General features: G+C 41.8%; 1 pseudogene. It reads right to left on the bottom strand.

From position 1 onward, the window contains the following. A pseudogene (locus DW830_RS15530) lies at nucleotides 1-816 on the bottom strand (IS1380-like element IS942 family transposase); the annotation flags it as partial.

The raw sequence follows: 816 nt of genomic DNA, 5'->3' as shown, positions 1-816 counted from the left end.
GTCTTGATTCTGCTGGTGGCACGCAATCCAAATTCATGGGTTTTCAATCTCTGCATAATAGCTTTGTAGAAGTTTCTGATGAGAGCTGTCATAAGCAGGAATACAGTATTCTGTGCCATGAACGATTTTGGCAACCGATTCCAGCCAAAGCCATTGTTCATGTCATCGAAGATGCGTTCCTTGCCACCACGAAGATTGTAGAATTCCACGATGTCTCTTGCACTCGACTTGTAATCGTTAGTCAGTATACATCTGTAGGTATATTCGCCTTCCCAAATGTCAAGGTCTCCATCTATTCGCCTTTGTCTCTGTATGACAAGACGATACGGTTTTCCTTTCCATTTCTCAACAAGGATAGAATTCAACTCAAACTCAATACCGTTGATTTCAACAGTTTTCCATCCAGTTAAGGCAAACATGGAATCGTAGAAAGAAGAGCATCTGTTGGCACGAATATAAAAATGCCTGCAATGAGCCTCTACCATATCTACGATTTCCTCCGAACATGAGCCGCAATCCATGCGGGCACGAGAAATATATATTTCCGAAGCCTCCAATCGCTTGAAGATTCTTTCCAAAGTTTCTTTTTGGTTGAAGCGTACGTTTGTGTTGCCGTCTCTATTTTCAATACCAACAATCATGTCGTTAATGACAGCTACGCCTGGACTATAGCCCAAGAACTTCTTGTAGGTTGGTTTTGCATCATACTTCTCTGTTTCAATGAACTGATGGTCAAAGTCAAAATCATACTCTTGACCGGATTTCAATTGACCAGTAGCAAGCAGGGCATTGACCAGTAAGCAGTTCATCTTGTCT

Origin of the sequence: Prevotella sp. AM34-19LB (assembly GCF_003468525.1) — a bacterium.
In the GTDB taxonomy this organism is placed as follows: Bacteria; Bacteroidota; Bacteroidia; order Bacteroidales; family Bacteroidaceae; genus Prevotella.
Note: the sequence above shows the minus strand (reverse complement) of the source record. Positions and strands in the feature narration are given on the sequence as shown.